The organism is Kitasatospora purpeofusca (genome assembly GCF_042691725.1).
Taxonomy (GTDB): domain Bacteria; phylum Actinomycetota; class Actinomycetes; order Streptomycetales; family Streptomycetaceae; genus Kitasatospora; species Kitasatospora purpeofusca_B.
Genome location: NZ_CP170483.1, coordinates 551,368 through 571,644, shown reverse-complemented (window position 1 = coordinate 571,644; position 20,277 = coordinate 551,368). Strand labels below are relative to the sequence as shown.

The window sequence follows — 20,277 nt, the reverse complement described above, 5'->3', positions numbered from 1 at the left end:
CCGGGTGCCGTACCGTGCCGGACATGGCGAACTCGTCCTCCCGGCACGATGTCGTGATCGTCGGCGGCGGCCACAACGGCCTGGTCGCGGCCGCGTACCTGGCCCGCGCCGGGTACCGGGTGCTGCTGCTCGAACGGCTCCCGCGGGTCGGCGGCGCGGCGGTGTCGGCCCCGGCGTTCCGCGGTGTGGACGCCCGGCTGTCGCGCTACTCGTACCTGGTGAGCCTGCTGCCCCGCACGGTGGTGCGCGAGCTCGGCCTGCGCCTGGAGCTGCGCCGGCGCCGGATCGCCTCCTACACCCCCGCCGTCCGGGACGGGAAGCCCACCGGGCTGCTGGTGGACGCCGCCGACGCCGGCCGCACCCGGGAGTCGTTCCGGGCGCTGACCGGCACCGACCGCGAGTGGGAGGCCTGGCGGCGCTTCTACGCGATGACCGGGAGCGTCGCCGGGACGGTCTTCCCGACCCTCACCCGACCCCTGCCCACCCGGGCGGAACTGCGCCGGCGGGTCGGCGACGACGCGGCCTGGACGGCCCTGTTCGAACGGCCGCTGGGCGAGACGATCGAGGAGTCCTTCGCCGACGACCTGGTGCGCGGCGTGGTGCTGACCGACGCCCTGATCGGCACCTTCACCCGCGCCCACGACCCGTCGCTGCGGCAGAACCGCTGCTTCCTCTACCACGTGATCGGCAACGGGACCGGCGACTGGGACGTCCCGGTCGGCGGCATGGGCGCGGTGACCGGCGCCCTCGCGGCGGCGGCCCGGGCGGCCGGGGCCGAGCTGCGCACCGGCTGCGAGGTCACCGCCGTCGCCACCGGCGGCGGCGGGGACGCCGAGGTGACCTACCGTCACCGGGACGGCGAGGCGACGGCGGCGGCCCGCCGGGTCCTGGTCAACGCCGCCCCGGCGACCCTGGCCCGGCTGCTGGGCGAGGAACCCGGGCCCGCGCCGGAGGGCGCGCAGCTGAAGGTCAACATGGTGCTGCGCCGGCTGCCGCGCCTGCGGGACTCCGCCGCCGACCCGCGCGAGGCCTTCGCCGGCACCTTCCACATCGCCGAGGGCTACCGGCAGTTGGAGACCGCGTACGCCGAGGCCGCGGCCGGCCGGATCCCCTCGGCGCCGCCGTCGGAGATCTACTGCCACTCCCTCACCGACCCGTCGGTCCTGGGCCCGGAGGCGGTCCGGCAGGGCCTGCAGACCCTCACCCTGTTCGGCCTGCACCTGCCCGCCCGGCTGTTCGCCGACCCGGCCGCCAAGGAGCGCGCCCTGGCGGCGAGCCTGGCCCAGCTCGACGCGGTGCTGGCCGAGCCGATCGCCGGCTGCCTCGCCGAGGACGCCGACGGACGGCCCTGCGTGGAGGCCAAGACCCCGCTCGACCTGGAGCGGGAGATCGGCCTGCCGGGCGGTCACATCTTCCACCGCGACCTGGCGTTCCCGTTCGCGGCGGAGGAACCGGAGGGCGCGGCCGCCCGCTGGGGCGTGGCGACGGCGCACCCGGACGTCCTGCTGTGCGGCGCGGGAGCGGTGCGCGGCGGCGGCGTCAGCGGAATCCCGGGCCACAACGCGGCCCGCGCCGTCCTGGAGGACCTCCGTTAGCCGGCGCGCTCGCCGCCGTGCCTCCACGGCACCCGGTCAGACGTGCACCTGCGCGGCGAGCTTCTCGGCCAGCGTGCGCAGGGGCTCCCCGGTGAGGGCCGGGTCCGGGGAGGTCGCCCCGGTTCCCTGGCTGACCAGCAGGGCCAGGTCGCCCCTGTCGGCGACCGCGAGCCGGGCGATGCCGACGGACCCGCGGCCGGGGGTGGTCGTGGCCGCGCCGGGGGCGGGCTGGTCGGTGGAGGCCGCGACCAACTGGTCGGTCGTGAGGCCACCCGCCTGCTGGATGTAGGGCAGGGCCAGGTTGACCGCGATCCGCTCGGCCGGGGCGGCGAGCAGGACGATCTCCACCGGAGTCGTCCCGGCGGTGTAGGAGCACCACACCTGGACGGTCTCGGGCCGGGCGGGAACCGAGGCCGTCGCCGGGGTGGGCGTGACACCGGACGGAAGCGGCCGGGCCTCCTGCGGCGGGACGACCTCGGCCCGCACCGGCCGGCCGGCCGTGCCGTCGGCCGGGGTGACGCCGCGCTCGATCCCGACCGCCTTCAGCGCGCCGGCCAGGTCCAGGCCGAACGGGCACGACGGGTCCGGACCGAGACCCTGCACCGTCGACTTCACCTGGGCGAAGGAGGGCTTCCCACCGCCGGCCGGGGCGTCGGCACCGCCGGACGACGCGCAGGCGGCCGTCCCGAGCAGAAGTCCGGTCAGGACCACGGGAACGAGCACGGTCTTACGGTCAGTTGTCATCCGGTCAGCCTACGGCGCCGCCGACCCCGTCCGATCCTCGGACCGGACGGGGTCGACGCGCCGGGGGTCGTGCTGTCGGGAAGCCGGCGGTTCAGAACGCCGGGCCTTCCCCCGGGCGGGTGTCGGCGGGGCGGTCCTCCGGTGTGTCGGGGGCGACGGCCGCCCCGGCGTAGCGGCACGCGCTGCAGGTGTGCCAGTGCAGCCGGAACCGGTCGGGATGGTCGGCCCGGTGCGGCGCGAGGGTCATGTCGGAGGTGTCCAGGCCGCACAGGGTGCGGGGGCCGCAGGCGCCGGAGGCTTCCGTGGGGGCGGTGTGCGCGCGGCGCACCGGGACCTCGGGGTGCGCGGGCGCGTGGTCCGGTCCGAGGAGCCGGATGTTGGTCGGTGTGTCCGGTTCCAGTACGACGACGATGTCCATCTCCTCAACGTGGCCGCACGACCCGCTCGCCGCACCCGCACCGTGGCATCCGGACCAACCGGGCCGCTCCCCGCCCGGGCCCCGTGTCAGAGCCGGTGCTCGGGGCAGGGCGAGTACTCGAACGGGGTCTTGAACCCCTGGACCTGACGGAGCCGCACCGTCCACCGGTGGCCGATGGTGGTGCGGCGCAGCAGGAACAGCTGGTTGGCCCGCCGGCGCAGCAGCGCCCGGTACTCGGCCACGGTCTCGGCGCCGTTGTCGGCGAGTTCGCCGACGATGCCCTCCAGGTAGCAGGTGGCGCAGCCGGGACCGGGGCGGTGGCGGTGGCGCGGGACACCGGCGGCCTCCAGGCCCCAGACGGTGATCGTGCCGTCCGGGCCGACCCCGGCGAGGAAGGACTCCGGACCGCTCGGTGAGGCGCAGGCCTCCAGCAGCCGCTGCCGGAACTCGGCCGGGTCGACGGTGACCAGCGGCTTCTTCAGTGCGGCGGTGGCGAGCACCAGCAGGTGGGCCGCCGCGGTGGCCCCGGCGGTCGCGCAGCCGGCGGGCAGCAGCCAGCCGGGGCCCTCGCTCAGGCCGAGCCCGATCGCCACGCCCGACCAGAACAGGGCGGCGGCGTAGTCGAGCACCCTGGATCCGTCGCGCAGCCAGATCCGCAGCGCGGACCGGGCGGCCAGCAGCGGGATGGCCGCCGGCACCGCGGTTCCCAGGACGTCCATCGGCCCCCTCCTCCGACTCTCCCTTGCCCGGGTGTTCCACCCGGGCCCGCCCGTGAATCCGGCGCCGGCGGACTTCGGTGCCGGCGGACTTCGGTGCCGGCGGAGCCGGGACGGCGCCGTCCCGGGTCCGCCGGCGGGATCAGAACGCCGAGGTGTACGCGGTGAGGAAGCGGGACGGGATCGGTGAGCCGGAGCCGTTGAAGCACAGCGGGTAGAGGTTCACCGTGCCGGCGCTGCGGGCCCAGGGAGCGGCCAGGCCGCAGTAGTCCGGGCCGGGACCGAAGGCGGTGACCTGCGCGGTGTCCGAGGGCACGGCGATGTTCGGCAGGTTGACGGTGTAGGGGACGGAACCGGTGAGGGTGTTGACCGCGCCGGAGGAGTTGAAGTTGGTCCCGCCCGGCACGCCGCCGTTGAACCACAGGTAGCCGTAGGACTTGGGCGGCAGCGCGGGCCCGTGCACGGCCCGCTTCTCCGAGTAGCTCAGCGTCCAGCGGGTGTCGTACGGGGCGTTGGCGGCGTTGTAGCAGTTCACGAGGACGGTCTGGCCGGTCGCGGAGGGCGCCCAGTCGGCGACCTTGCAGCGCGCGCCGGCGGCCGGGTCGACGGCGGTGACCTCGATGTTCCCCGCGTTGGTCGGCTGGCCCAGGCCGGGCAGCCAGACCTTCCAGACGCCGGTGCCGCCGTAGCCGACCGCGTTGGTGGCGCCGGTCGAGTTGTACTGGGTGATCACCGCGCCGGTGGTGTTCGAGTAGACGTAGCCGTAGCCGCCGACGGCCGGGGACGGCACGCTGCTGCTGGTGGTGTAGAGGACGGTGAACCGGGTGTCCTCGGGGGCGCCGCCCGGCCGGTAGCACCCCACCGCGACGTCCTGCCCGGTGCCGGCGGTGGCCCAGCTCCGGACCTGGCACCAGCTGCCGGTGCGGCCGACGGCCGTCACGTGCGCGATGCCGCCGGGGCCGGCGATCAGCGGGAAGTGCACGACGTAGGACCCGGTGCCGACCTGGTCCACCCTCACCGGGTTGGCGGCCGGTGACGGCCAACTGCCCCACTGGCGGCTGGTGTCGGGGACGTACCCCGGCGGCGGGGTCGGGTTGTCGAGGAAGGCGAAGCCCCAGCGGTCGGGAACGGCGGCGTGCGCCCGGCCGGCCCCAGGGAGGCCGGCGCCCACCAGGGCGGCCAGCACGGCGAGGACGAACAGCAGGGCGCGGCCGGCGCGGAACGCGCGGTCGGCGGGGACGGGTCTGACCGGTGGTACGGCGGTGCCGGCGTGCATGGGCGTACCCCTTGGGTGGGAGGAATCACGGGCGGCCTGCGCGGTGGTGCCCGCCCTGCCGTTCCGCTCGTGCCCGGGGTGAGCCGGCGCGCGGCGGCCGAGGGGACGACCGGTCCATCAGGGGGGACCGGCGCTGTCCGGCGTCGGCCGGCAGTGACGGGGTCGGGGGTCAGGCCCGACGGCGCTCACATCGTAGGGGCGTGCCGGGCGGCCGCACAGGCCTGCGGCGCGCGCCGCCCGGCCCTTCTCGGCGCACCCGGAAGCCGTCCCTCCGGGTGCCTGCCGCCCCCGCCGCCCCGCCCGCCTCCGCACCGGCACCACCCGCCCCGCCGCCCGCGTGCCGCCCCACCGGATCCCTGACCGGAAACGGTCGTTCCGGCCGGGCCGCCAGGGGAGTTGGCGCGATCCCGCCAAGCTGCCGGACGGGGCCATTGACCCGGCTCGCCCCCGGCGGTTGGCTCGTCCCCAGCCGACCGCCGAGGGGGGCGGGCCGCGCGACGGCGCTTCGCCGGGCGCGCGACGAGGGCGCGAGCAGGGGAGGAAGCCCGTCATGACCACCGCACCACGAAGCTCCCGGACGACGAGGGCCGCGCGGACGGCCGTGCTGCTGGCCGCCGCCGTCCTGGCCGGGGCCACGGCGGCCGTCCCGGCCCAGGCCGACCCGGCGGGCGGCACCCCGCCCTGGGCGCGCACCGCCCGGATCAGCACCGGCGTCGGCGGCGCCCAGCCCGACGGGGAGACCTCGCCCACCGGCCTGAGCGCCGACGGCCGTTGGGCCGTGCTCGGCTCCGGCGCGGCCAACCTGGTGCCGGGCGACACCAACGAGGTGACCGACGTCTTCGTCCGCGACCTGCTCACCGGCCGCACCGAGCGGGTCAGCCTCACCGCCTCGGGCGGACAGGCCGACGACTCCTCCTCCGAGGGCGCGATCAACGCCACCGGCCGCTACGTCGTGTTCACCTCCGCCGCGGCGCTGGTCCCGGGCGACACCAACGGCGCCGAGGACATCTACCTCCGCGACCGCTGGACCGGCCGCACCGAGCGGATCACCGTCGGCGACCCGGTCCGCGAGGAACCCGACCGCGGCTCCTACACCCCGACGATCAGCGCCGACGGCCGCTACGTGGCCTTCGCCTCGACCCGCACCGACCTGGTCCCCGGCGACACCCCGCCGCGGGACAACGTCTACGTCACCGACCGCTGGACGGGCACCACCCGCCTGATCACCGTGGGCGCGGACGGCACCCCGGCCAACCGGCCGTCCTTCTGGCCCGTGATCAGCGCCGACGGCGGAAGCGTCGGCTTCATCTCCCGGGCCACCAACCTCCTGCCGCCCGAGGAGGGCGGCGAGCCGGCGGCCGAGCCCGGCTCCGAGCCCGGGCCCACCGACGCTCCCGGGTCCGGCGTCACCAAGCCCCGCCTCTACCCGTTCTACGTCCACGACCTCGCCACCGGCCGGACCAGCGCCGGCAGCACCGACGAGACCGGCGCGCTGCGCGGCGTGAACAGCGGCAACCTCAGCCCCGACGGCCGCCTCGCCGTCTACTCCCTGCTCGTCCCCGACGAGCCGGACGGCAGCGGCTGGCGCACCCACCTGGAGATCCTCGTCCGCGACCTGCGCACCAACACCGTGCGCCGGGTGCCGACCGCCCTGCCCGGCACCCGCACCACCGGCCACTCCTACGACCCGGTGGTCGCCCCCGGCAACCGCTGGGTGTACTTCACCTCCTCCGCCGACAACCTCGTCGAGGGCGACACCAACGGCGTCGAGGACGTCTTCCGCCACGACCTGTGGACCGGCCGCACCGAACGGGTCAGCGTCTCCTCCGACGGCACCCAGTCCACCGGCGCTTCCTACACGGCGGTGGTCGGCGGCCTCGGCACCACCGTCCTGTTCTCCTCCGAGGACGGCACCCTCGTCCCCGGCGACACCAACGGTCGGACCGACGCCTTCAGCCGCCACGTCCTGCCCTTCTGATCCGCCAGCGCCACCACCGCCGCCACCGCCACCGCGAGCGCGTCCGGCGCGCTCGCGGTGTGCCGTCAGAACGGCTGCCGCAGCCAGGAGTCGAGCGCCGCGTAGTCGCCGTCGGTCAGCCCGACCCGCGGATCGACCCGGTGGAGCAGCGCGGGCGCCGGGTGGTGGGCGGCGACCCAGGAGCGGTCGGCACCGGTGATCTCGTCGTCGACCCAGGCGAACGGCCGCCCGCCCGCCCATGCCACGAGCGGGCGGGTCTTCCAGTGCAGCCCGTCGTACGCGTCCGGCTCCTCGTCGTCGGACGGCTCCGGCCAGTCCACGACGGTCAGCGGCGGCAGGCCGAGCAGCGGGGCGATGCACAGGTTGGCGGCGTCCATCCAGGTGGTGGCCCACACGACTTCGCACGGCAGCGCGGCCAGCCGCGGTCCGTGCCTCGGATCGATCCTGGACAGCAGCGGATTCCCCTCGGCGCCCGCCCCCGGGAACACCGGGTACGGTCCCTCCCCGCCGAACGGGATGAGCGGACCGTCGACGTCCAGGAACAGCAGCGCAGACCGCACGGATCCAGTCACCCCGGCACCCTACCGGTGCGCGCCCCGGCGACCCGGTCACGGACGGACGTACACGTCGGAGGCGGCCGACGAGGTAGGAGTCGCCGCCGGGCGCCTGGCTGAGCCTCTCCATGCGCGGTGGTGCGGCGCTTGGTCGAGCGGCGGCGGGTCCCACGGCCACCGCACAGGCGGCGGCCGTGGTGCGGTATGGACACGGTGTCTCATCAACAGGCTTGCACCCGAGTCGCATTGGCCGAGCAGGTGTCCGGAGCCAGTGGCCGGGACGGGCCGGCGGCCAACGCCTGTGCGGTGATCGTCCTTGGGATGAACCGATATTGACGAATCATCAGAAGACTGACGAGAGAGGCCGGTTCTCACGTTCGAGGGGCGCGCCACGATCGGGTGATGCTTCGGTCCCGCGGTTCGCATCCGGAGTGTTGTGGCCGGAGGGTGGACGGCGGTCGCTAGCTTGGGGCTCCCGGTCCTCGGCCCGGCGGTCCCGGCAGACGCCGCCGTCAGGGCCCGGTCCGGTGCGCGGCCGGCCGGCCGTCGGCCCTCGTGGAAGAAGGAGAACCCGTGATCCCGAAGAGCGTGCGGACCGTCTGGTCCGCGGTCGTGGCGTTCGCGGCCGCCGCCGCGTTGACCCTCGTGGTGCCGAGCGGCAGCGCCTACGCCATCGACCACATCGAGTGCGTCGGCGGCGAGGAATTCCTGAAGATCTGGTCGCACCTCGACGGAGGCCAGAGCGTCGACTGCTATGCGAACGCGGGCAGGACCGACTTCGGGGCCTGGTGGGTCGACCGGATCTACACGGGCAACAACGACCTGATCTACTACGACGTCAACGGCGACTCGGTGAAGATCGAGCGCTGGCACGACATCACCTTCCCCAACCGGCCGCCGAGGGTCGCCTCCATTCAGATTCTCTGACGAACCGGCGGCCCGCCGCCTCCCGCGACAGCACCCGGCGCCCCGCGACAAGTCGGTTGCGGGGCGCCGCGAGGATTGGCGAGACTGCCCCGGTGGATACCAAGCGTCCGTGCACCTGCTGCGGTCACCTCGTCTTCGACGCCGCCGACGGCTGGCCCGGCTCCTACGGCAGCTGCCCGGTCTGCTGCTGGGAGGACGACCCGCAGCGGCTCCGCCGGCCGTTCGCCCGGGACCGCGCGAACGGGCCCTCGCTCGTCGAGGCCCAGCGGAACTTCCGGGCGTACGGCGCCTGCGACCAGCGGGGCCGGCGCTTCGCCCGTCCGGCCACCGAGGACGAACCGCTCGACGCCGCATGGCGCCCGATCGACCCGCGCGCGGACCTGTTCGAGGACGAGGACGACGAGCCTTGTCGTCCTTGGCCGGCCGACCTGTCGGTGCTGTGCTGGTGGCTCCCGTCCTTCTGGGGGCCCGGCGAGCCGCCCGAGCCGGACCCGGACCGGCGGGTGGTCGTCGACCTGGGTTCGGTCCACGACGATCGTGGACTGCAGGCCGTTCTGAAGCGGGAGCTCGGGTTCCCCCCGTTCTACGGGATGAACTGGAACGCGTTCTGGGACGCGATCACCGGACTCGTCCCGATGCCCCGTGACCTCCGCTTCACCGGCTGGTCCGAGTTCGAACGCCGCTGCCCCGAATCGGCCGTGGCGCTGCGCGAGCAACTCGCACGGTTCGAGGAGGTCTCGCCGGGGTTCGGCGTGGCGTACCACGCGTAGACGGGATCGGTGGGCGGCGAGGAAGGGCGCGGTGGCGTGGGTCGGGAAGTGCGGGACCGCTGGACGAGGTCGGGCGTCAGGCTGCGCCGCGTCTCCCGGAACGACGAGGGGCGGTGGAAGCGGGCTGTTGGTCCCGGGCGGCCCCGGACCGGGGTCCGAGTCCGCCCGGGGCTTGGCCCGCGCGGTCGGGGTGCCGGGCATTGGTGTGGCTGGTCGACCTGCCGGGCGACGGTTCCCACCGAGGCGTGCCGCAGGTGGCGGACCGCCCCTACGAGCCTGGCCGGACGCGCCGGCGGAGGCCGTCGACGAGGCGGCCGCCGCCCACGCTCGGGAGCCCGGCGACGCGACCCTGCGCGCACTGACCGTCGCCGCCGCGCCGTGGGACTTCACCTCCCGCGGGCTGGCCGCGGGCCGGTCGCTGCTGGAGCACCTCCCGCGCTGCCACGAGGCGGTGACCTGGGCGGTCGCCGCGGGAGGGCGGTTTGCCGACGCTGATCGTCGGCGGAGCCGAGGACCACGTCGTCGACCAGAGCACCCACCTCCTGAGGCGCACGATCGAGGCCGCCGGTCACTTTCCCCGGATCGAGCACCCGCAGGCGCTGCGCGCGGCCTTCGCCGACCCTGACCGCCCTGCTGGAGGCCGGCACCGGGTAGTCACCCCGCCCGCCCGGGCGCCGTCGCGGTGAGGCGCCGCAGCGCGGCCTGCCCGGGCGGGCCCCAGGTGGGCTGGCCGCCGGGCCGGCCCCGGACGCCCGCCTCGCCGATGAGGAGGCAGCTGAGCGCGCGCCACACCGCCCAGCCGCGGGCTCGGCGCAGGGTCGCCTGGTCCGGGGACGGCCGGTAGGCCGCGAGGAAGCGGTCGGCGGCGCCGTCCGGCAGCAGGATCCAGGAAGCGGCGAGGTCGAAGGCCGGATCACCTGCGAACAGGTCGCCGAAGTCGACCACACCGCAGAAGGTGCCGTCCGCCGTGAGGACGTTGGCCGGATGCAGGTCGCCGTGCAGCCACAGGGCCGGGCCCGTCCAGGCGGGCGCGGCGACGGCGTCCTCCCAGACGGCGCGCACGGCGTCCGGGTCGGGGACCAGCCCGAACCCGGTGGCCGAGGCCAGCGCCCGGGCGACCCCCTCGGTATGGTCGGCCAGTGGTCCTCCGCGATCACGGCCCCGGGGAGCCCCGTCGGGTGCGGGCCGGTGAAGCGCGGTCAGGAACGCGGCCAGCGCCTCGGCCGCCTGCGCGCCGCGCGTGGCGGGGGCGCGGTCGGCGGGTGTACCCGGCACCCAGGTGGTGACGGTCCACGGCCGCGGGAACCGCTCGGAGGGCTCGCCGAGGCGCTGCGGCACGGGGACCGGCAGCGGAAGGCCCGGCGCGAGAGCGGGAAGCCACGCGTGCTCCTTGCGCAGCAGCGCGTCCGCCGTCGACGTCGCCCAGGGCAGCCGGACGGCGAGGTCCTCTCCGAGCCGCCACAGCTGGTTGTCCCACCCGCGCGCGCCGAGCCGTACCGGGCGGTCGGCCAGGTCGGGGTGCTGGTCGTGCAGCAACTCCCGGACCAGCTCCGCCGTGATTTCGATCTCGTGGTGCGTCATGCCGGGCCACGCTACCCGAACGGCTCTGCGGCTTCGTCGTCCTCGTCGCCGGGCGGCGCCCGGGCCGATCACCCGCAGCAGGGCCTGCACTCCGTCACCCGGACGTTGTCGATGACCGGTCCGTACGCTCCGGCCACGGTGCTGACGAAGCCCAGCGTGGTGGACGTGCCCCGCGCGACGAAGCCGAACTGGCGCCCCACGTAGCCCATGGCTGGTGGACGGGGTCGGCCGACGAGCGGCTGCGCACCGAGCGTCCGCCGTCTGGGTGATCCGTGCCAAGTGCCGCCGACGGCGGTTCGGCGCGCACCGGGTGGACGGGACGCGCCGGTCGGTCGTTCCCGGGCCGAGGTGCTTGGGATCGGTACGATCGACGCCCCGAGACCACTGCACGTCACGCCGTCCCGTCGAGCTGCTCCACACCGCTCCGGGGGCGCGGCCGAGGCCTTCACGGTCGGCGTCCGACCGGCAACTCCGCATCCGTCCACGCCATGAGAAGGAATCCGCCATGACCTACACCGTGGATTTCGTCACCGTATCGACCGTCGGCCTGGAGTCGTCGCCCGTCGCGGACGCCCTCGCCGGGCTGCGGGCGAACGAGGCCCGTTACTTCAGGAACAAGTACGACCACGTGTTCACGGTGGAGGCCGCGGACGACGCTCCGGAGGCCGTCGACCGGGTGCACCGGATCCTCAGGGAGGAGCGCGGGATCGTCATCGCGTCCAGGCCGTTGGAGGCCACGGCCTTCCAGGTCGAGAACATCCGCATGGCCTTCGTCTTCTACGAGAGCGGCCTGGCGGTCAACGTGATGTACACCGTCGACGACCCCAAGAAGCGCGCGGTCGGGTTCAAGCTCTCGGAAGGGATGGAGGTCCCGGAGGAGCTCGCCTCGCGGTTCAAGTTCGCACGGCAGAAGTCGAAGCTGGCCGGGACCATTCGGGGATCGTTCTTCGTCATCAAGAACGAGTACTGAACCGACGTGCTTCGGTCCCGGTACGATCCTGCGTCGGCGGCGATCCCTGCCGTTCCACCGCCGTTCCACCACCGTTCGGCCGCCGGTTCGCTGCCGATGGCGCGCACGGCCGACGAAGGAGACGCCCCGCCATGACGGCCGCCAGTGCGCCGGGTCCGCCGGACGACGTCACGGTGGTGCTGTCGGGCTACGGCCCGGTCGGCCGTGCCTACGCCGACCTGCTGCGGACGCGGGGCGCGGAACTCGCCGACCGGTACGGCGTCCGGCTGCGGCTCGGCGCCGTCCGGACCGGCTCCGCCCACTGCCTGCCCCGCCCGGACGGCGCGGTGCCGCCCCGTCAGGCCTGGGGGCCGCCGGTGGCGCTGGAGCAGAGCCTCGACCGCAGCGGTGCCCGCGTGCTGGTGCAGGCGCTGCCCTCCTCGCCGGCGGTGCGGCGGCAGGCGGCCGAGGAGGCCGTGGCGGCCCTGCGCCGCGGGGTCCACGTGGTCACGGCGGCCAAGGGCCACCTGCTCACCCACTGGCGTGAACTCGGCGATGCCGCCCGGGCCGGCCGCAGCCTGATCAGGATCTCCGGGGCCACCGGCGCCGCGCTGCCGGCGGCCGACCTGGCGCGGGCGGGCGTTCGCGGTCTCGGGTGCGGATCGGTGCGGGCGTGTCCCAACGGGACGGCCACCTTCGTCCTCGACCGGCTGGCGGCGGGGGAGTCCCTGGCGGAAGCGGTCGGCGAGGCGCAGCGGCGGGGCATCGCCGAGGCCGACCCCTCGGCCGACCTCTCCGGCGAGGACGCGGCGACCAAGGTGCGCCTGCTGGCGGCGCTGCTGTGGGGGTGGGAGCCGTCGGCCGTGCGGGTGCGCACGGAGCCGGTGGACGAGCGCACCGCCTCGGCGGCCCTGGCCGCGGCCGCGCGGGGGAACAGGCTGCGGGCGGTGGCGGGCGCGAGCCTCGGCGAGCCCTCGGTGGTCCGCGTCCGGTTGGAGGAGACCGTTCCGGGCGATCCGCTCCACGCACTGGCCGGGCCGGAGAAGGCCGTCGTCTACGGCTGTCCCGAGGCGGGGGACATCGCCGTGAGCGGGGGTCGTTCGAGCCCGGCGGGCGCGGCCCTCGCGATGCTCAAGGACACCCTCGACGTGACGACGGCCGGCCGCTTCGGCTTCGGCTGAGGACCATGCGGCCGCACACGCCGAGGCCGTTGTGGAGCCAGGTGGTTCCGACGCCCGAACCGGTGCCGCTCTCGGCGAGGGTGCCGAAGGGCTTCGAGGCCGCGGCCATGCGGAGCAGCCTTCCCACCGGGGGCCGGAACGCGGCTGTTCACGGTGGAGCGGGACGAGGACCTGGCTCGCCGACCGGCCGGTGTCCTCGCCGCCGCCCGCCGGATCCCGCCCATGGCGGTCCACCGCTCCGGACGGTGAACAGATCGTGCACGGCAGCCCAGGACTTGAGCTTTTCCATCCGTGTTCCATTCGCCTCGCCATAGGGGCCGGTGCGCCTCGGAAAAGCGATTCGGGATCGCGACATTTCTTCCAGCGTGTATAGATTCATCTGGTGGGCTTTTACATACACCCTCACGGGTATGGCCTGGGGCTGTCGCGTCAGGGGATCAGCCAGCACCTCGCGGTCCTGGAGGCGGCGGGCCTGGTCCGCACCCGCCGCGAGGGCCGCTACAAGGTCCACGACCTGAACACCGAGCCGCTCGGGAGCATCGTGACCCGGTGGCTCGGCCGCGACGAGCCGGAGGCCAACCCGTGAGGATCCATCTGACCAGCGTCTTCGTCGACGACCAGGCGAAGGCCCTGCGCTTCTACACCGAGGTGCTCGGCTTCGTGAAGAAGCACGACGTCCCACTCGGAGCGGCCCGGTGGCTGACCGTGGTCTCGCCCGAACAGCCCGACGGAACGGAACTGCTGCTGGAGCCCGACGGCCACCCCGCCGTCAGGCCCTACAAGGAGGCCCTGGTCGGCGACGGGATCCCCGCGGCCTCCTTCGCCGTGGACGACGTGCCCGCCGAGTTCGAGCGGCTGCGCGGCCTCGGCGTGCGCTTCACCCAGGAGCCGGTGGCGATGGGCCCGGTCACCACGGCGGTCCTGGACGACACCTGCGGCAACCTCATCCAGCTCGCCCACCAGCACTGAGGACCCTCCCCCTGACGATCCCCGCTCCGTCGGCGCCCTCGCCGCCTCGGTGGCCACGGGTCCGGACCGCGACGCCGTCCTCATGGGCGGTCGACACCCTGTCCCCGCACCTGGCACCCGTCGTGCCGGGTGCCAGCGCGTCTGTGCCGGCCCCGGGGCGGAGCCGGCACGGACGGGGGCGCGGGTGAGGGCGATGCTCAGCCGATGCTGAACTGACCGGTGGTGCCGAACACTTCGGTGGAGTCCTTGTTGCAGCCGCTGCCGACCGGGTCGAACAGGGTGCTGCGGGTGACCGCCTTGCCGAGGCCGCTGCCGGCGGTGACGGTGCCCTTGCTGTTCATCCGGTAGCGGATCAGGTTGCCGCCGGCTTCGTGGGTCATCGTCACCCGGTCGAACTTCACGGTGGTGGTGTCGCCGGTGTCCCAGGTGTAGGTGACGGTCTCGCTGCTGAACACGGGGAACGGTTCCAGGCAGGTGGCGATCCAGCTGACGGGCGTGTTCTGGTTCAGGGTGCTGCTCGCGCTGCCCGAGCAACTGCGGTAGCTGGTGCGGTGGGTCGCCGAGACGGTGCGGCCGAGGGTCGACGGGGCGGGCTGGAAGAGCCAGCTCTCGGTCTGCTGCACGCCGCCGAGGGTGGTGAGGCAGCTGACGGTGAAGTCCGGGTTCGACGCAGCGGCGGTCTCGGCCGTCGGTCGGTGGGTGTCGGCCGCCGTGGAGGCGGTCGGCAGGAGGGCCGTGGCCGTTACGGCAAGGGCGGCGAGCGCGGTGCTGATCGGGCGCATCGGGGTGGCTCCCTTCGTGAGGTTTCCCCCCGCCCCCTCCATCGGATTCGCATGCGACCCGTCTGAGCATTTTCACCCGTTCGAGTGACGTGACCGTACAGCCGGACCCGGCCGGTCCCGGGGCGCGCCGAGCAGCGAGGTCCGCACCGCCGGCGCAGAGTCCTAGGCGGCTTCGTGCCCCGGGCCGGTCGTGGCGGGTGACGGGTCGAGGAACTTGTCGAGGTCGGGTGACTTCCGAAGGTCGTTGTCGGCGGGCGTCGTCATGGCAGGGGCGGTGCCCAGGGCCGAGTAGGTCACGGTGACGGCCTTGTCCTCGCCGTCCTTCGCGCCGAACTGGCGGAACCGGACGAGTTCCTGCTTGGCGTTGAGCCAGAGGTCGAGGGTGAACGTTTCGCCGCTCTTCTTCAGGGCCGCTTCGACGTGGGGGCGGTGTTCCTCGGTGAGGTCGGGTATCGCAGCCAGTACGGCGGCGACGTCCGCGACGGCGCGGTAGTGCGTGACCTCGGCACCGTCGAGCGTCTCGGTCCCGACCGTGCTGAGTCGGCCCGCCCGGGCCAGGGTCAGCTGGTTCACCGGGTCCATCGCCATGGCCAGCTGCGGGTAGAACGGTCGGCGCCACATGAGGAAGGGCGACTTCACCCAGAAGACCTGCTCGCCCGCCCCCGCCGCGGCCTGCTCCGTGGGGCCCATGTACGCCTCGTTGCCTACCACGCGGACTCTGATCCGGGCGTTCGGAGCGTCGACCAGGTACTCGATCGCGGCCGGCCTGGTTGCCCAATTGGCGAAGCCCGTACCCGGTTTGGCCTCCAGGCCGTCCGGCGCGGACAGGGTGTACCGGCTGCTGCCCGCCTTGCGCATCACCTCGGCCGACGCCGCCAGCGCGGCCTTGGGATCGAGCTCGGCCGCCTTGCCCGCCGCCGCCCCGCTGCTCGTCACCGCACCGCCCGGGGTGGTGGTGGCCGCCTGCGACGGTCCGCCTTCGCTGTCACCACCGGCGCTGCCACAGGCGGTGAGGCCGCCGGACAGCACGGCTACCGCGACGGTCACGACGACGGCGGAACGCGCTCCGCGCATGGAAACTCCCTGTGAGCCCGAACTTCCCTGATGGTGCCGGGCGCAGACTCTAGTGGATCACCAGGCCGGGTTCGCACCGGGTTTCTCACCATCCGGCGCTCAGGTGTTGTCCCGTCGTACGAGACCTTTGCTTCTGCGGGGGCCGAAGCTCAGTTCCTGGTCGCCGCCGGGGCCTTCGCCGGCCCGGCCGCGTGCTCGGGTTCGGGTTCGAGTACGAAGACCGGGATCACGCGGTGGGTCTTCTCCTGGTACTCGGCGTACGGCGGATACGCGGCGATCGCGCGCCGCCACCACCGGGCCTTCTCGTCACCGGTGAGCTCGCGGGCCGTCATGCCCCGGCGTTCGGGGCCGTCCTGGAGATCCACCCGCGGGTTGGCCTTGAGGTTGAAGTACCAGTCCGGGTGGTGCGGGAAGCCGCCCTTCGAGGCCACCGCCGCGTACCGCCCCTCGTGCTCGACGCGCATCAGCGGAATCTTGCGGATCCTGCCGCTCTTCGCGCCGTGCATCGTGACGATGACGACCGGCAGGCCCGTGTCCCCGAACGTTGTGCCGTGAGTGCCACCCGAACTCTCGTACAGCTCGACCTGTTCGCGTATCCACGGCGCCGGGCTCGGCTCGTACTCGCCCTCAAGAGGCATCGCGTTCACCCCATTGTCGTATACGGATCATGTCGGGACGATCCAGTACAAGCCTCACGCGAGGGGGCGACCGCCGTTCCCGCTCTGCCGACGACTTCAAGTGTGACGGCACGGTTCCGGTCTTGCAGCCGATTCTTTGTCTCCGCAGGTCAGGGTGCCTCTCGGCGGTCCGGGCGGCGGGCCGCTCTAGCCTTCGGGGTAGAAGACGAAGAGTGTGCAGCCCGTCGTCGTCTGCGGGATGTGCGACGAGCCGGCGGGGGCGTGGATGAACGATCCCGCGGGATAGTCGCGTTCGCCGTCGTTGAAGACGCCGGAGACCACGAAGACCTCCTCCGGGCCCGGTTCGTGGACGTCGATGCCTTCCCAGCACGTGTGTGGGTCCATTTCCAGCACGTGCGCCTTCGCGCCGCCCGGGGCGCTCCACAGCGGCCGCAGCCGGATGCCGGGGAAGAGTTCACGTGTGGGCGCGTCGTGGACGGCGGACCACGTGTAGCCGGGCGCCTGCCCGCTCGTGCGCGCTGTCGCGTCCGCTGCCTGTGCTGTCCGTGATGGCTCTGTCGTCATGGGGCAAGCCTCCTCGTCCGCGAGCGCCCGGCCCAGTGTCTCGATTGACGTTCTGGGGTACTTTTCTGCCATGCATCGTGTGGCGGCTCTCGTTCACGCGCCGCAGTCGACCTTCGAACTCGCCTGCGCTGCGGAGGTGTTCGGGATCGAGAGGCGAGGTCTTCCGACCCGCTACGACTTCGGCGTGTGCGCCGAGCACCCGGGCCCGGTCGCCACCCGGGCCGGGTACGAGATGCTCGTCACCGAGGGGCTGGAGGCGCTCGAACGGGCGGACACCGTGGTCGTCCCGGGCTGGCTGCCCGTCGACGAGGCTCCTTCGCCCGCCGTCGTGGGGGCCCTGCGCCGCGCACACCGGCGCGGAGCGCGTGTGATCAGCATCTGCTCCGGAGCCTTCGCCCTGGCCCACGCGGGTCTGCTGGACGGCCGCTCGGCAACCACGCACTGGGCGCTGGCGGGCGACTTCGCCGCGCGCTTCCCGGCCGTGCGCCTCGATCCGGACGTGCTGTACGTGGACCACGGCGATGTGGCCACCAGCGCGGGTTCCGGGGCCGGGATCGATCTGTGCCTGCACCTGGTGCGCGCCGACCAGGGCGCCGGATACGCCGCGCACGTGGCCCGCAACATGGTCATGCCGCCGCACCGCGAAGGCGGGCAGCTGCAGTACTCCGCGCCGCCCCACCCCGCCCAGATCGAGGGCTCACTCGCACCGCTCCTGGAGTGGGCGAGCGGCAGACTCGACGGACCACTGGCCGTCGAGGACCTGGCCGCCCGCGCCGGCTGCTCCGCCCGCACCCTGGCCCGCCGTTTCGCCGAGCAGGTCGGCACCAGCCCGGGGCGGTGGCTGCTCGCCCGGCGGATCACCGCGGCCCGGGAACTGCTGGAGTCCTCGGACCTCCCGGTGGACGCCGTTGCCCGCCGCGTCGGGCTGTCCTCGGCCACCAACCTCCGCAGGCGCTTCCTCGACACCCTGGGCACGACGCCGGGCGCCTATCGCCGGGCCTTCCGGTCCGCGCCGCGATGACGGCCTGCCGCCGCCGGGGCGCCGGGCACCGGGGGAGTGCGCGGCGCCGTCCGCCCGTCCAGTCGGTCCCCTGTCGCCGCCGAGGGGACAGCCCTGCCGGCGGTCCGGGCGTCACGGGACCGCGACGTACCGCTCGACCAGATCGCGCTCCGCGTCCCGCAGGTAGGAGGTCATCTCGTTGGCCGCCTTCGCGAGCGCGCCCGCGTCGATCAGCTCGAGGATCTTCCGGTTGCGCGCGCCGTAGGCGACGTGGAACTCGCGCAGGTCGGAGACCGCGTAGAAGACGAGGCGCAGTTCGGCCAGGACCCGGCTCATCAGCCCGTCCAGGCGACGGCTGCCGGCCAGCGCCGTGAGCGCGAGATGGAAACGGAGGTTGGCGGTGCCAAGGACCCGCCAGTCGGCCCCCGGCCCGGCCGCCTCGAACTCCTCGACGGCCGCTCGGACCTGACCGAGGTCGACGGCCCGGCCCTTCAGGTCCCTGATGACCGCCGGCTGCACCACCCGGCGCAGCCGGTACAGGTCGACCACGTCGGCCACGCTCAACCGGCGGACGAACACGCCCTGGCCGTGCCGGTGTTCGACGATCCCCTCGTGCGCCAGCAGGCGGAACGCTTCGCGCAGGGTGTTGCGGGAGACCTTCAGCCCCTTGCTGATCGTGTCCTCGGGCAGCCTGACGTCGGGCAGGTGCTTGCCCTCGGCGATCCGTCGGCGCAGGATCGCCGCGACGTGCTCCGCCTTGCTGCTCCAACCCGCCTGGGCGAGTTCCTCGGCCCAGTCCTCGACCTCGCTGCCCGCTCCACTGCCCGTCCCACTGCCCGTGCGGCTGTCCACGGCGCCCCTCCCGGCTCGTCATTCGTTCCGCACCTTCGTACCATCCAGCGCGACGTCCCGTCAGGCGGTGTGCAGTGCAATGCAATTGTTCAACAATCCTCCTGGTGAATCGTCCTCTTTCCGGCGAAGCGGATCGGGTGCCGACGGTGCCTTGCGGGGGCTGTCCGGGTGCTGCCACTGTCGAATGCGAAAGGGCTCTCGCCACAACGCAGTTGGGGGAAAGACCATGCCACGATCGTCACAGGGACTCCCGGGCCGCAACCGCGCCCGCCGACCTGCGCGTGCCACCGGGGGCGACCGTTCGCCGGTCGCGGCCGCGCTGTCCACGGTACTCATCGACGCGGGGTTGGACCTCCACCCCCTCCTGCGACTGGCCGTCGCCGCCGGTCTCCTGGGGCTCACCCTGGGAGGCCGGCTGATCGTGACGGGCCCCCTGTCGCTGTTCGCCGGGCGCTACCGCACCGCCGGCGCCCGCGGTCTGAGCCTGTCGGTCAGCCGTGGGCAGGGGCCGGCCCGCCACCTGGCGGTGGGGGTGAGGCTCGGCGACCGCGGATTCGGCATGGCCGCGGCGCTCGGCCCCCTGTCGCCGATGACCACCCTGTCCGTCCTGCTGGACCCCTCCGCCCGCTAGGGCCCGTCCGACCGGTCCCGCCGGGCCGGTTGCCGGTCGTCCCCGGCCCGGCGGCCGGCAGGCGCCGCCGCCTCCGCGGTGCGATGCCCGCACCCACGGGGCGCCGCCCGGCCACCGGGCCGGGGGAGCCGCCCGCTGACCCGACGCGAACCGTCGGCCACACCTTCCCCCTCCCCACCGATCCGCCCCATGCCGGCATCCCCCTGCCGCGAAACCCCGACCCGCCGACGAAGGAGATCCCTCCCGATGACCGAGACCCGCGCCGCCCTCGCGCCCTCCCGCGCCGCCCTCGCGCCCTCCGACGCCCGCGCGCTGTTCCGGGCCGGCACCGCGGTGCCCACGGCCGGATGGTGCCTGGGCCGCACCCAGGCCAACATGATCAGCGTGCCCGCGGACTGGGCCGCCGACGTCGCCCGCTTCGCCGAACTCAACCCCGCCCCCTGCCCCGTCCTCGAACAGACCGCTCCCGGCGCCCGTACCAGCGTCCTGGCCCCCGGCGCGGACCTGGCCACCGACCTGCCCCGCTACCGGGTCTGGCACGACGGCCAGTGGCAGGAGCACTCCGACGTCACCGCCCACTGGCGCGAGGACCTCGTCACCTTCCTCATCGGCTGCTCCTTCACCTTCGAGTCCGCGCTGCTGGAGGCCGGCATCCCGCTGCGCCACATCGCCGAGGGCCGCAACGTCGCGATGTACCGCACGGCCCGGCCGTGCGTCCCCGCCGGACGGCTGCACGGCCCGATGGTGGTCTCCATGCGCCCCGTCCCCCGGGGCCTGGTCGCCGCCGCGCGGGCGATCACCGCCCGGATGCCGGCCGTGCACGGCGCCCCGGTGGCCGTCGGCGAGCCCGGGGACCGCTCCAACGCCGAGCTCGGCATCCCGGACCTGGGCCGGCCCGACTTCGGCGACCCGACCGTGATCGGCCCCGACGACGTCCCGGTGTTCTGGGCCTGCGGCGTCACCCCGCAGTCGGCCCTGATGGCCTCCCGCCCGCCCTTCGCGATCACCCACGCGCCGGGGCACATGTTCGTGACCGACAGGTTCGACCGCGACTACCTGCTCGCCGAGAAGGGCTGAC

General features: G+C 74.1%; 21 protein-coding genes and 1 pseudogene. 11 read left to right on the top strand and 11 right to left on the bottom strand.

Annotated elements, in window-relative coordinates:
• Positions 1-23: 23 nt before the first annotated feature.
• Positions 24-1,595, top strand: coding sequence for a phytoene desaturase family protein (locus ACFCLZ_RS02550; RefSeq protein WP_380282952.1), 1,572 nt, complete (start codon positions 24-26; stop codon positions 1,593-1,595).
• 36 nt (positions 1,596-1,631) lie between these two features.
• On the opposite strand, the gene ACFCLZ_RS02545 is transcribed toward ACFCLZ_RS02550, so the two are convergent.
• The 4 genes from ACFCLZ_RS02545 to ACFCLZ_RS02530 form a co-directional block, all read right to left on the bottom strand.
• Complete coding sequence (locus tag ACFCLZ_RS02545) at positions 1,632-2,339, bottom strand: hypothetical protein (protein WP_380282951.1); 708 nt, start codon at positions 2,337-2,339, stop codon at positions 1,632-1,634.
• A gap of 91 nt (positions 2,340-2,430) precedes the next feature.
• Entirely contained in the window at positions 2,431-2,757 is a 327-nt protein-coding gene (locus ACFCLZ_RS02540) for a hypothetical protein (protein WP_380282950.1), read from the bottom strand.
• 86 nt (positions 2,758-2,843) lie between these two features.
• A complete protein-coding gene (locus tag ACFCLZ_RS02535) occupies positions 2,844-3,476 on the bottom strand; it encodes a hypothetical protein (protein WP_380282949.1) in 633 nt (210 codons plus the stop codon).
• 139 nt (positions 3,477-3,615) lie between these two features.
• Positions 3,616-4,749, bottom strand: coding sequence for a hypothetical protein (locus ACFCLZ_RS02530; protein WP_380282948.1), 1,134 nt, complete (start codon positions 4,747-4,749; stop codon positions 3,616-3,618).
• 550 nt (positions 4,750-5,299) lie between these two features.
• Here ACFCLZ_RS02530 and ACFCLZ_RS02525 point away from each other — a divergent pair.
• Positions 5,300-6,727 (top strand): hypothetical protein, encoded by a 1,428-nt coding sequence (locus ACFCLZ_RS02525; RefSeq protein WP_380282947.1) that lies wholly within the window; start codon positions 5,300-5,302, stop codon positions 6,725-6,727.
• A 65-nt stretch (positions 6,728-6,792) separates the two neighbouring features.
• Here the strand turns inward: ACFCLZ_RS02525 and ACFCLZ_RS02520 are convergent, their stop codons facing one another.
• On the bottom strand, positions 6,793-7,299 hold the full coding sequence (locus tag ACFCLZ_RS02520; RefSeq protein WP_380282946.1) for a hypothetical protein: 507 nt from the start codon (positions 7,297-7,299) through the stop codon (positions 6,793-6,795).
• Positions 7,300-7,854: 555 nt separating this feature from the next.
• Between ACFCLZ_RS02520 and ACFCLZ_RS02515 the strand changes: the two genes are divergently transcribed.
• Together ACFCLZ_RS02515 and ACFCLZ_RS02510 are read left to right on the top strand one after the other, a co-directional pair.
• Complete coding sequence (locus ACFCLZ_RS02515) at positions 7,855-8,208, top strand: beta/gamma crystallin domain-containing protein (protein WP_380282945.1); 354 nt, start codon at positions 7,855-7,857, stop codon at positions 8,206-8,208.
• A gap of 92 nt (positions 8,209-8,300) precedes the next feature.
• Positions 8,301-8,978, top strand: a complete 678-nt coding sequence (locus ACFCLZ_RS02510; RefSeq protein ID WP_380282944.1) for a CPCC family cysteine-rich protein — start codon at positions 8,301-8,303, stop codon at positions 8,976-8,978.
• A gap of 654 nt (positions 8,979-9,632) precedes the next feature.
• Here ACFCLZ_RS02510 and ACFCLZ_RS02505 read toward each other — a convergent pair.
• On the bottom strand, positions 9,633-10,559 hold the full coding sequence (locus ACFCLZ_RS02505) for an aminoglycoside phosphotransferase family protein (RefSeq protein ID WP_380282943.1): 927 nt from the start codon (positions 10,557-10,559) through the stop codon (positions 9,633-9,635).
• A 505-nt stretch (positions 10,560-11,064) separates the two neighbouring features.
• On the opposite strand from ACFCLZ_RS02505, the gene ACFCLZ_RS02500 reads away from it, so the two are divergent.
• From ACFCLZ_RS02500 to ACFCLZ_RS02485, 4 genes and pseudogenes are all read left to right on the top strand, one after another.
• Complete coding sequence (locus ACFCLZ_RS02500) at positions 11,065-11,529, top strand: phage tail protein (protein ID WP_380282942.1); 465 nt, start codon at positions 11,065-11,067, stop codon at positions 11,527-11,529.
• Between the two features lie 131 nt (positions 11,530-11,660).
• Positions 11,661-12,689, top strand: coding sequence for a homoserine dehydrogenase (locus tag ACFCLZ_RS02495; RefSeq protein WP_380282941.1), 1,029 nt, complete (start codon positions 11,661-11,663; stop codon positions 12,687-12,689).
• Between the two features lie 409 nt (positions 12,690-13,098).
• A pseudogene (locus ACFCLZ_RS02490) lies at positions 13,099-13,275 on the top strand (ArsR/SmtB family transcription factor); the annotation flags it as partial.
• Positions 13,272-13,658 carry a VOC family protein gene (locus ACFCLZ_RS02485; RefSeq protein ID WP_380282939.1) on the top strand — a complete coding sequence of 129 codons (387 nt, stop codon included), beginning with the start codon at positions 13,272-13,274 and terminating at the stop codon, positions 13,656-13,658. The pseudogene ACFCLZ_RS02490 and the gene ACFCLZ_RS02485, both read left to right, overlap by 4 nt.
• A 197-nt stretch (positions 13,659-13,855) precedes the next feature.
• Here ACFCLZ_RS02485 and ACFCLZ_RS02480 read toward each other — a convergent pair whose 3' ends face one another.
• The 4 genes from ACFCLZ_RS02480 to ACFCLZ_RS02465 all read right to left on the bottom strand — a co-directional run bounded on the left by ACFCLZ_RS02480 (position 13,856) and on the right by ACFCLZ_RS02465 (position 16,716).
• On the bottom strand, positions 13,856-14,440 hold the full coding sequence (locus tag ACFCLZ_RS02480; protein WP_380282938.1) for a hypothetical protein: 585 nt from the start codon (positions 14,438-14,440) through the stop codon (positions 13,856-13,858).
• Between the two features lie 162 nt (positions 14,441-14,602).
• A complete protein-coding gene (locus ACFCLZ_RS02475) occupies positions 14,603-15,514 on the bottom strand; it encodes a hypothetical protein (RefSeq protein WP_380282937.1) in 912 nt (303 codons plus the stop codon).
• A 149-nt stretch (positions 15,515-15,663) separates the two neighbouring features.
• Complete coding sequence (locus ACFCLZ_RS02470) at positions 15,664-16,152, bottom strand: nitroreductase family deazaflavin-dependent oxidoreductase (protein ID WP_380286414.1); 489 nt, start codon at positions 16,150-16,152, stop codon at positions 15,664-15,666.
• A gap of 186 nt (positions 16,153-16,338) precedes the next feature.
• Entirely contained in the window at positions 16,339-16,716 is a 378-nt protein-coding gene (locus ACFCLZ_RS02465) for a cupin domain-containing protein (RefSeq protein WP_380282936.1), read from the bottom strand.
• Positions 16,717-16,786: 70 nt separating this feature from the next.
• Between ACFCLZ_RS02465 and ACFCLZ_RS02460 the strand changes: the two genes are divergently transcribed.
• Positions 16,787-17,737 (top strand): GlxA family transcriptional regulator, encoded by a 951-nt coding sequence (locus ACFCLZ_RS02460; protein WP_380282935.1) that lies wholly within the window; start codon positions 16,787-16,789, stop codon positions 17,735-17,737.
• 111 nt (positions 17,738-17,848) lie between these two features.
• Here ACFCLZ_RS02460 and ACFCLZ_RS02455 read toward each other — a convergent pair whose 3' ends face one another.
• A complete protein-coding gene (locus ACFCLZ_RS02455) occupies positions 17,849-18,568 on the bottom strand; it encodes a GntR family transcriptional regulator (RefSeq protein ID WP_380282934.1) in 720 nt (239 codons plus the stop codon).
• A 226-nt stretch (positions 18,569-18,794) separates the two neighbouring features.
• Between ACFCLZ_RS02455 and ACFCLZ_RS02450 the strand changes: the two genes are divergently transcribed.
• The gene (locus tag ACFCLZ_RS02450; RefSeq protein ID WP_380282933.1) at positions 18,795-19,199 is read left to right on the top strand and encodes a hypothetical protein; all 405 of its coding nucleotides are present in this window, start codon (positions 18,795-18,797) and stop codon (positions 19,197-19,199) included.
• A 246-nt stretch (positions 19,200-19,445) separates the two neighbouring features.
• Complete coding sequence (locus ACFCLZ_RS02445; protein WP_380282932.1) at positions 19,446-20,276, top strand: putative hydro-lyase; 831 nt, start codon at positions 19,446-19,448, stop codon at positions 20,274-20,276.
• The last annotated feature ends 1 nt before the right edge of the window (position 20,277 follow it).